Source organism: Mycobacterium alsense (assembly GCF_002086635.1).
Taxonomy (GTDB): domain Bacteria; phylum Actinomycetota; class Actinomycetes; order Mycobacteriales; family Mycobacteriaceae; genus Mycobacterium; species Mycobacterium alsense.
Map to the genome: position 1 here is coordinate 31969 of NZ_MVHD01000051.1, position 10113 is coordinate 42081.

The following is a 10113-nucleotide window of genomic DNA, read 5'->3' on the forward strand; positions in this document are numbered from 1 at the left end:
CGCGAAGAATCTGTTGCCGGCGCCTTCCGCGCAGGGATAATTCGACTATGAGCGGGCTTCGATCGGGCTTCGTCGCGGCGATCGCCGCCCTGTCTGCCCTCGCCGGCATCGTCGGGGCGGGGGTCGCCCGCGCCGACGCGCCCGCGCCGGGCGACGCCTGCGCGGCGTTGCACGCCACCGCCCGGGACGTCAACGGCCGGACGATGTGGTGCAACCCGACCATGACCGGCGACCACAGCCTGGTGTGGCAGTACGGCGGGCCCGGCTGACACCGATCCGGGGATAGCTGATTTGCGACAGATTCAGTTGCGGCAGTTAGTGTTTCACTTGCTGCGCTGACCATTCTGGGCGTCATGGGCGATGACGGCACGGATCTGACTTTCGGCCCGATTCCCCGCGACGAAGAACATTTCGTCGCTGGCCTCGAGCAGGTCGTCGGGCTGCGGGAAGATGACGTCGTCGCCGCGCAGCACGGTGATCAGCGCGGCGTTCTTCGGTAGCGACAGGTCACAAATCCGCTGGCCGATGAGTGGGCTGTCCACCGGCAGCGTCAGTTTCGACAACTTGACCTGACCGCCCGCGAGGCCCATCAATTGCACCAGGTGGCCGACATCGATGGCCCCCTCGACCCCGGCGACCATCGCGCGAGGTGTGGACACCGCCACGTCGACGCCCCACGCATCGGTGAACAACCACTCGTTTCTCAAGTCGTTGACGCGGGCCACCACCCTGGCGACCTTGAACTCGGTCTTGGCCAGCAGCGCCGCCGCGAGGTTCACCTTGTCGTCCCCGGTGGCCGCGATCAGAACGTCACACATGTCCAGGCCCGACTCTTGGAGCGACGTCAGCTCGCACGCGTCGGCGAGTAACCACTCCGCGTCGGGAACCGTGTGCGGTTCGTAGTGGTGGACGTGGCGCTCGATCAGCAAGACCCGGTGGCCCGCCCCGAGTAGCTCGCGCGCGACGGATCGACCGACCGCGCCCGCGCCGGCGATCCCGATCCGCACCATCCACCTCCTGACACCGTTCAGCGTGGGCCACAGCTTGTCATTAGTGTTACTACTGTTCAACCCGCACACAACCCGACTTTGCTGGCCTGAGCCGCAGCCGAACGGCGATTGAATATGACCCTGCAGCAGCTGTACGTCACGCTGCTTGTCGGTGGCCTCGTGCTGCTGGCGAGCATCGTCGCCACCCGCGCGGCCGCGAAGGTGGGGCTGCCCAGCCTGCTGCTGTTCCTCGCGGTCGGCGTTGCCCTCGGCAACGACGGGCTGGGGCTCGAGTTCGACGACGTTCAACTTGCCAGCGACCTCGGCACGGCGGCGCTGGCCGTCATCCTGGTCGAGGGCGGCCTGACGACGCGGTTTGCCGACATCCGCCGACTGCTGGCGCCCGCCGGTGTTCTGGCCACCGTCGGGGTGGGCGTCAGCATGATGGTCACGGCCGCGGGCGCGCACCTGCTGCTCGGGATCAATTGGCAACTCTCGTTGCTGCTCGGCGCGATCGTCTCGCCCACCGACGCCGCCGCGGTGTTCTCCGTGCTGCGCGTGCTGCCGTTGCCCACGCGCATCGTCGGGCTGCTCGAGGCCGAGTCCGGATTCAACGACGCGCCCGCCGCCATCCTCGTGCTCATGTTCAGCACGACACCGATGACACTCGCTCCCGGAACCGCCACCACCGGCGTGGTGTACGAGCTGGTCGTTGGCGTCGCGATCGGGCTGTTCGGCGGGCTGCTCGGCGCGGTCGCACTCCGCAGGGCGGCGCTGCCCGCCTCCGGCCTATATCCGCTGGCGACATTCGGGGTGGGCATGGTCTCCTTCGCCGCCGCGGCCAGCGCTCACGCCAGCGGGTTCATCGCCGCGTACCTGTCCGCCGTGGTGTTGGCGAACTCCGGGTTGCCCCATCGCTCGGCCACCCGGTCTTTCGCGGAGGGGCTCGGGTGGCTCGCCCAGATCGGGTTGTTCGTCCTCCTCGGCCTGTTGGTGAGCCCGAGCCAGCTGGGTGGCGAACTGATCCCGGCGATCGTCACGGGCGCGGTGCTGCTGTTGCTCGGCCGGCCGCTCTCGGTCTTCATCTCCCTCGCCCCGTTCCGGGTGCCATGGCGCGAGCAGGTGTTCCTCTCGTGGGCCGGCCTGCGGGGCGCGGTCCCGATCGTGCTGGCGACGTTTCCGATCGTCGAAGGTGTCGCGGGCAGTTACCGCTTGCTGAACATCGTGTTCATCCTGGTCGTGGTCTTCACCCTGGTCCAAGGGCCCGGGTTGAGCCTGCTCGCCCACAGGATCGGGCTGATCTCCGGCGAGGCCACCCGCGAGATCCAGGTGGAAGCGGCGCCGCTGGACGTGTTGGAGGCGGAACTGTTGACGATGACGGTGTCGCCACCGTCCCGGCTGCACAACGTCTCGATCCTCGAACTGCGGCTACCGGAACCCAGCGTGATCACGCTCATCATCCGCAAGGGGCGCGCGTTCGTCCCCGAGCCCCACACCCGCATTCAGGCCGGCGATGAGCTGCTCATCGTCACCACTCCGAAGATGCGCGCGTCCACCGAACGCAGACTCCGGGCGGTCAGTCGCCGCGGCAAACTGGCGTACTGGTTCGACGAGCGCGGCGAACCGGACTGACCTACTGCTGCGCCGGCGCGACCGCACCGTCCCCGCGCCGCTCCAGCCAATCGGCGAGGGAGCGACCGGCTTCGAGCACGTGTCGCTCGGCGATCGAGCGGGCCCCTTCGGCGTTTCCGTCGCCGAGCGCGTCCAGCAATTCCTCGTGCTCGCTGAGCGACTGCTTCTCGTGATCGGGGAAGAGGGTCAAAAAGTTCGTCGGCACCACGTGGGCGGCCTGCCTGATCTGCGCCAGCAGTCGCGACGAATGCGCGGCGCGGTGAATGTCCTGGTGGAACCGCCAATTCGCCTCGCCGATGCTGTCCTCCCCCGCCCGCGAGGCGACGTCGGCCGCCAACCGCCGCAGGCCGTCGAGTTCGTCGGGTGTCACGCGCTCGGCGGCCCAGGCGGCGGCCTGACCGGTCAGCACCCCGAGGATGGTGAAGCTGTCCAGCACGTCGCGTGAACTCACACCGATCACGGTGATGCCGCTGCGCGGGGCGACGCGCACCAGCCCCTCGAACGACAACTCCAGCAACGCCTCGCGCACCGGGGTGCGGCTGGTGGCGAATTCCTCGGTGATCGCGTCGAGGTCGAGCCGCGACCCCGCGGGCAGCGCGCCGGTGAGGATGCGATTGCGCAGTTCACGCGCCGCGCGCTCACGGACCGTGGCCGCGATGTCGTGCACTGGGGGCATGGCCAGACTTTACACGGCACCCCGCATTTGAAATCTGATATATCAGATGTTAGATTTCAAAGCGTGGCTACGCGGACCGACAAGATGGCGCTGGTCGCCTTCATGCAAGCGGGCAGCACGTCCGTCTACGCGGGCTCGTGGCGGCATCCCGCCACCGAGCACCGCTATCTGGACGCCTCCTACTACGCGAAGATCGGCCGCCAGCTCGAGGAGGGCTGTTTCGACCTGATGTTCTTCGACGACCGCCTCGCGATGCCGGGGGTCTACGGCGGATCGGTCGCGGACGCGGTGAGCTACGGCGCCCGCCCGGTCAAGCTGGACCTCAACGTGATCCTCGGGGTGCTGGCGCAGGCGACGTCGAGGATCGGCCTGGGCGCCACCTATTCGACGACGTACTACGCGCCCTTCCACGTCGCCCGGAGCTTCGCCACGCTGGATCACCTGTCGGGTGGCCGGGCGGCCTGGAACGTCGTCACCTCCGTCAACGACAGCGAGGCGCAGAATTTCGGCGTCGACGCCCACCTCGGGCACGACGAACGGTACGACCGCGCCGACGAATTCATGGACGTGGTGACCGGCCTCTGGGACAGCTGGGAGGACGACGCCATCCTGCATGACCGGGCATCCGGCCGCTACGCGGACCCCGCCAAGGTGCACGAGCTGGGGCACGCCGGACGGTTTTTCTCGGCGCGGGGGCCGCTGACCGTGCCCCGGACCCCGCAGGGCAGGCCGGTGATCATCCAGGCGGGCTCGTCGGGCCGCGGTCGCGAATTCGCCTCCCGCTGGGCCGAATTGATCTTCACCGGGGACCCCGGGATCGAGGTCGCGCGCGCCCACTACGCCGACCAGAAGGACCGCATCGCCGACGCCGGCCGCGACCCCGCCGCCGTGCGCATCTGCCCGATGGCCTACGCCGTGGTCGGCGAGTCCGAGGCCCACGCCAAGGACCGCGAGGCGATGTTCCTCAACGAGCTGGTCCATCCCCTGGCATCGCTGACGCTGTTGTCGGAGTTGATGAATTACGACTTCGCACAACACGACCTCGACGACCCGGTGACCGACGAACTGCTGGGGTCCGTGTCCGGCATCCGCGGGCTGGTGCAGAACCTGCGCGCGCACATTTCGTTCCAAGGCGGTGGCCGCCCGGTCACGTTGCGCGATCTGGCCAACCATCGCGCCACCCTGCTGCAGGGGCCGCGCTTCGTGGGCACCGGCGACCAGGTCGCCGAGCAGATGGCGGACTGGTTCGGGACCGGTGCGTGCGACGGATTCGTCTTGGCCGCAACGCATCTGCCCGGAGCGTTCGAGGACGTGGTGCGCATGGTGGTCCCGGAACTGCAGCGCCGCGGGTTGTTCCGCACCGCCTACGAGTCGGCCACCCTGCGAGGCCACCTTGGGCTGCAACGGCCCTCGACCGCCCGGGTCGGCGCCGATGCTTGACGGCCTGCGGGTCCTCGACGCCGCCACCCTGGCCGCCGCGCCCCTGGTCGCCACCTACCTGGGCGAGTTCGGCGCCGACGTGATCAAGCTCGAGGAACCGCGGCGCGGCGACCCGCTCCGCGCGTGGGGGCACCAGCGCGACGGCGTCGGCCTGATGTGGAAGTCGATTTCGCGCAACAAGCGGTCGATCACACTGGACCTGCGCCGCGAGGAGGGCCAGGCACTGGTGCGGCGCCTGGTCGAGCACGCCGACGTCGCCATCTTCAACGCCCGTCCGCAGACGTTGCGCGCGTGGGGGCTGGACTACCAGAGCCTGCGCGCGGTCAACGACCGGCTCGTGATGCTGCACATCACCGGTTACGGGCTGAGCGGGCCCAAGTGCCAACGCCCGGGATTCGGCACCCTCGGCGAGGCGATGAGCGGTTTTGCGCACGTCACCGGCCAGGCCGGCGGCCCGCCCACGCTGCCGCCGTTCATGTTGGCCGACGGCGTCGCATCACTGAACGCCGCCTACGCGGTGATGATGGCGCTGTACCACCGCGACGTGTACGGCGCGCCGGGACAGCTCATCGACGTCAACCTCATCGACCCGCTGGCCCGGCTCCTCGAGCAAAGCCTTTTGGGCTTCGACCAATTGGGGCTGGTGCCCGAGCGGTCCGGCAACCGCTGGGACATCTCCGCGCCGCGCAACACCTATCGGACCGCCGACGGGCGTTGGCTCGCCATGTCCGGCAGCTCCCCCGCGCTGGCGCTGCGGGTGTTCACAGCGATCGGCCGCGACGACCTGCTCGGCGACGCCGACTTCTCCGACCCGCAGCGACGGCTGGCAAGGGCCCACGAGGTCGACGAGCTGGTCGCCGATTGGGTTGCCGGCAAGACACTTTCGGAGGCGATGGCGATCTTCGAAGCCCACGAGGTGGCCGCGGCCCCGGTATACGACGTCAGCGACCTGGTCGCCGACGAGCAGCTCACGCACCGCGAAGTGTTCGTCTCCGTCGATGACGCCCAACTCGGGCCGATGACGGTGCAGGCCCCGGTGCCGCGGTTCTCGTCGGCGGCCGGCGCGGTCGCCCACCTGGGTCCGTGCCTGGGCGAACACAACGCCGAGGTCTATGGCGGCCTGCTGGGCCTGGGCGCCGACGAGATCGCGGGACTGCGCACCCGAGGCGTGTTGTAAGAGAGGGGAACTCATCGATGACTCATCTTCTGCGCCGCTCCGAGCTCGCGGTGCCCGCGTGCAACTCCAACATGTTCGCCAAGGCCGCCGCGTGCGGCGCCGACCTGGTGTTCCTCGACCTCGAGGACGCGGTGCCCGCGGCGGTCAAGGAGCAGTCGCGGGCCAAGGCGATCACCGCCCTCAACGAGCTCGACTGGGGCCGCGCCGCGCGCGCGGTCCGGATCAACGGCCTCGACACCCGGTGGTGCCACGACGACATCATCGAGGTGGTGACCGAGGCGGGCCAGAACCTCGACACGATCGTCGTCCCCAAGGCCCGCAGGGCGCGCGACGTCTGGTGGGTCGACGTGTTGGTCACCCAGCTGGAGGCCAAACTCGGCCTGAGCGAGCATATTCGGCTCGAGGTGCTCATCGAGGAGGTGGAGGGCCTCGCCAACGCCGAGGAGATCGCGGTGGCCAGCCCCCGGCTGGACGCGCTGATCTTCGGAGTCGGCGACTTCTCGCTGTCCCAGGGCGCCCGCGTGGACACCAACTTCGTTCCCGTCGGCGACTACCCCGGTGACTTCTGGCATTACGCGCGCAACAAGGTGATCGTCGCGGCGCGCATCGCCGGCATCGACGCGATCGACGCGCCATACCCCGACTTCAAGGACCTGAAGGGATACGAGCGCGACGCCCGGCGGGCCTCGCTGCTCGGCTACGCCGGCAAGTGGGCGATCCACCCCGATCAGGTGCCGGTGGCCAACGAGGTTTACTCACCGACCGCCGACGAAATCGCTCGCGCCGAACGCAATCTCGCCGCCTACCGCGAGGCGGAGGCCCTCGGCCGAGGCGCGGTCGGGGTCAACGGGGTCCTCGTCGACGCCGCCCACGCCAAGATGGCCGAGGCGGTGCTGGCGCGGGCCGCGTCGATCGACAGCAGCGTTGGGTCCGCCGGTTAGAAGATGCCCGGCGGGATCGTCGGCGCGCTGGTCAGCGCCGTCTCGAATGCCGATGGGTCGACGACGACGTTGAGCGCTCCGAGGCCGCCCGCCTCCAGCGTCGACAGACCCTCGGTCGCGGACAGGAACCGCGCCTGCTCGCTTGCGGTAACGACGCCTTCGGCCAGCTCGGTGAACTTGCCGATGTACTGCGGGCGCCCAAAGGGCCTGGCGCCCAACGGGTGAGCCTCCGCGACCGCGATCTCGTCGGCGATCACCTCGCCGTCGTCGAGCGTGATCTCCGCGCGGGCGCCGAAGGCCTTTTCCGCCGGGTCGTCCGAGTGGTAGCGGCGCGTCCATTCAGGATCCTCGACCGTGGAGATCTTGCGCCACAGCGCGATGGTGTCGGGCCGGTGCGCCCGCTCGGGCGCGTAGGAGCGCTCGTGGTGCCACGCGCCGTCCTGCAGCGCGACGGCGAAGATGTAGGGCAACGAATGGTCCAGCGTTTCCCGCGACGCGTCGGGATCGAATTTCTGCGGATCGCCCGACCCCGTCCCGATCACCACGTGGGTGTGCTGGCTGGTGCGCAGCACGACGGTCGCGATCCGATCGAGGTCTCCGATGCGTTGCCGCATCCGCAGGGCCAGATCGATCGGCGCCTGGCCCTGGTATTCCGCCGAGTACTGCTTGGTGTAGCTCTCCAGGATGGCGCGCTTGGGTTCGCCGGGGGCGGGCAACGGCACGCGGTACTCGCGCTCGGGTCCGCCCAGTAGCGCGGCGATCACGCCGTCCTCGCCCTCCCAGATCGGGGCCGGCGACGCCTCGCCGCGCATCGCCCGGTCGACGGCCTCGATGGCCACCTTGCCGGCGTGCGCCGGCGCGAACGCCTTCCAGCTCGAGATCGCGCCCCTCCGCGATTGGCGGGTGCTGGTGGTCAGGTGCAGCGCCTGGCCGACCGCGTGATAGATCGTCTCGGGGTCCAGTCGCAGCATGGTGCCGATGCCGGCCGCCACCGAGGGGCCGAGATGCGCGACGTGGTCGATCTTGTGCTCGTGCAGGCAGATTCCGCGGGCCAGGTCGATCTGGATCTCGTATGCCGTGGCCACGCCACGGATCAGGTCGGCGCCGCGCAGCCCCAGCTGCTGGGCCACCGCCACCAGCGGGGGGATGTTGTCGGCGGGATGGGAGTACTCGGCGGCCAAAAACGTGTCGTGAAAGTCGAGTTCGCGCACCGCCACGCTGTTGGCCCAGGCCGCCCATTCCGCTGGGTATTGGCCTTCGACCCCGAACACTTTCGCTCCCCGGTCCGGGACGGCATGGGCCAGCGCCTGGGCGCGGGCCACCGTGACCGACCGCCGCAGCACGGCAGCCGCGCTGACGGCGGCGTTGTCGATGATCCGGTTCGCCACCATCTCCGCGACTTCCGGCTCGACGCCGACCGGATCGGCGGCGACCTCGGCGATCTTGGCTGCCAGATGCTCGCGGCGCGGGAAATCGTCGGAGCTGCGCCGCGTCCGGACGGTATGCACCAGCATGGTCAACGATTATGTGCCGGAAGGCCGTCGGCACCGCCATGCCGGTCGGGATCGTGCTGCTGTGTGCGGCCTTCGGGGCTGCAAGATTCCCCCATACGGCCTCCCGTTCTGAACACCGCCCGATCCGTCAATCCGCGTGAACACACCACCGCCGGCAGGTCCCTCGGTGTAGTTTGCTGCTTGGGCGGGGCCCGACCTAGCTGAGGAGCCAGCCGTGTCTGAGGTCGATAATTCAGAGGTCGATTATTGCGTGGTCGGTGCCGGGTTCGCGGGCCTGACGGCCGCCCTGCGGCTGCGGCAGGCCGGCCGCTCGGTCACCTTGCTGGAGGCGCGCGACCGGGTCGGTGGCCGCACCTTCACCGAGACCCGCCCGGACGGGACATGGATCGACCGCGGCGGCGCATGGATCGGTCCGGGCCAGGACCGCATCTACGCGCTGATGGGCGAGCTCGGCGTGCCGGAGTACAAGCAGCACAACGACGGCGATGCCATGATGATCGTCGGCGGCAAGAAGCACCGCTACGGCGGCACCATCCCCTGGACGCTGAATCCGTGGGCCGTCATCAACCTGGGCTTGGGTCTGCGGGCGGTGGAAAAGATGTGCAAGGCGATCCCCCGCGAAACCCCTTGGGAAGCAAAGGAAGCCGAGGCCTGGGACCGGATCAGCCTGGGTGAGTGGATCGAAAAGCACACCATGTCCAAGCAGGCCCGCGACATGTTGGACATGGCCCTGTCCGGCCTGTACACCTCCGCGGGATCCGAGACGTCGTTGCTGTGGGCGTTGCTGCAGACGGGATCCGCCGGCGGCCCGACGTTCGCCATCTCCGGCAAGGGCGGCTCGCAAGACGCCCGCCCCGTCGGCGGTATGGGCGCCATCTACCGGCCGATCGCCGCCGAGCTCGGCGACGCGGTGCACCTGTCGCAGCCGGTGCGACAGATCACCCAGGATGCCGAGGGCGTCACCGTCAGCGCGGACGGGATGACGGTGCGGGCTCGGCGGGTCGTCGTCGCGATCCCCCTGGCGATCGCGACATCGATTGTCTACGAACCGATGCTGCCTGTGGATCGCGCCTTTTTGCACCAGCGCATGCCGAGCGGTGCGGTCGTCAAGATCTCGGTCGTCTACGACGAGCCGTTCTGGCGAGCCGACGGGCTGTCCGGCCAGTCCGCCGCGCCCGGGTCGCCGGCCACCCTGACCATCGACGCCTGCACCGACACCGGTTCCCCGGGGGTCATGTGCGTCATCAGCGAGGGCCCCGCGGCGCGGCGGCTGGGCAGGCTCGACGAGGCCGAGCGCCGGGCGGTGATCATCCGCGAACTGGTCGACCGGTTCGGCGAAAAGGCGAACGCGCACCGCGAATTTCACGAGCAGGACTGGACGGTGGAACGCTATTCGGGTGGCGGAATGATCAGCCACGCGCCTACCGGCGTGCTGACCGAATTCGGCTACACCCTGCGTGAGCCATGCGGTCGCGTCCATTGGGCCGGCACCGAGAGTTCGACGATCATGTGCGGATGGATCGACGGCGCGATTCGCTCGGGCGAGCGCGCCGCGGCCGAGGTGATGGCGCACGACGCGGCGCCCGCAGCAGTCCAGGCTTGATGGCGGCTAGGGGTCGTCTTCGTTTTCTTTGTTGTCGTTGTTGTCGTTGTTGTCTTCGTCGTTGTCGTCGTGGTTGGTGGTGAAGCGTTCGGGGTGGTGGTAGGGGTTGGTGCGGGGTTGGCCGTGGTCTAGATGTGGTGG

The 10113-nt window shown here is 69.1% G+C and carries 9 protein-coding genes; 6 read left to right on the top strand and 3 right to left on the bottom strand.

Going from position 1 to position 10113, the window contains the following annotated elements:
* Positions 1-47 precede the first annotated feature (47 nt).
* On the top strand, positions 48-269 hold the full coding sequence (locus BST11_RS21930; protein WP_083140108.1) for a hypothetical protein: 222 nt from the start codon (positions 48-50) through the stop codon (positions 267-269).
* A gap of 54 nt (positions 270-323) precedes the next feature.
* Here the strand turns inward: BST11_RS21930 and BST11_RS21935 are convergent, their stop codons facing one another.
* Complete coding sequence (locus tag BST11_RS21935; RefSeq protein WP_083140116.1) at positions 324-1007, bottom strand: potassium channel family protein; 684 nt, start codon at positions 1005-1007, stop codon at positions 324-326.
* A gap of 117 nt (positions 1008-1124) precedes the next feature.
* On the opposite strand from BST11_RS21935, the gene BST11_RS21940 reads away from it, so the two are divergent.
* Entirely contained in the window at positions 1125-2621 is a 1497-nt protein-coding gene (locus BST11_RS21940) for a potassium/proton antiporter (RefSeq protein WP_083140109.1), read from the top strand.
* Position 2622: 1 nt separating this feature from the next.
* Here the strand turns inward: BST11_RS21940 and BST11_RS21945 are convergent, their stop codons facing one another.
* Positions 2623-3297 carry a GntR family transcriptional regulator gene (locus BST11_RS21945; RefSeq protein WP_083140110.1) on the bottom strand — a complete coding sequence of 225 codons (675 nt, stop codon included), beginning with the start codon at positions 3295-3297 and terminating at the stop codon, positions 2623-2625.
* A gap of 84 nt (positions 3298-3381) precedes the next feature.
* Between BST11_RS21945 and BST11_RS21950 the strand changes: the two genes are divergently transcribed.
* Genes BST11_RS21950 through BST11_RS21960 form a run of 3 tightly spaced genes read left to right on the top strand, consistent with a single transcriptional unit; the run spans position 3382 to position 6855 of the window.
* Positions 3382-4737, top strand: a complete 1356-nt coding sequence (locus tag BST11_RS21950) for an LLM class flavin-dependent oxidoreductase (RefSeq protein WP_083140117.1) — start codon at positions 3382-3384, stop codon at positions 4735-4737.
* Entirely contained in the window at positions 4730-5914 is a 1185-nt protein-coding gene (locus tag BST11_RS21955) for a CaiB/BaiF CoA transferase family protein (protein WP_083140111.1), read from the top strand. The genes BST11_RS21950 and BST11_RS21955 overlap by 8 nt, the downstream gene beginning before the upstream one ends.
* A gap of 17 nt (positions 5915-5931) precedes the next feature.
* Entirely contained in the window at positions 5932-6855 is a 924-nt protein-coding gene (locus BST11_RS21960; protein ID WP_083140112.1) for an HpcH/HpaI aldolase/citrate lyase family protein, read from the top strand.
* Here BST11_RS21960 and BST11_RS21965 read toward each other — a convergent pair.
* On the bottom strand, positions 6852-8369 hold the full coding sequence (locus BST11_RS21965) for an MmgE/PrpD family protein (RefSeq protein ID WP_083140113.1): 1518 nt from the start codon (positions 8367-8369) through the stop codon (positions 6852-6854). The genes BST11_RS21960 and BST11_RS21965 overlap by 4 nt on opposite strands.
* A gap of 214 nt (positions 8370-8583) precedes the next feature.
* Here BST11_RS21965 and BST11_RS21970 point away from each other — a divergent pair, with 214 nt between their 5' ends.
* Positions 8584-9972 carry a flavin monoamine oxidase family protein gene (locus BST11_RS21970; RefSeq protein WP_083140114.1) on the top strand — a complete coding sequence of 463 codons (1389 nt, stop codon included), beginning with the start codon at positions 8584-8586 and terminating at the stop codon, positions 9970-9972.
* The last annotated feature ends 141 nt before the right edge of the window (positions 9973-10113 follow it).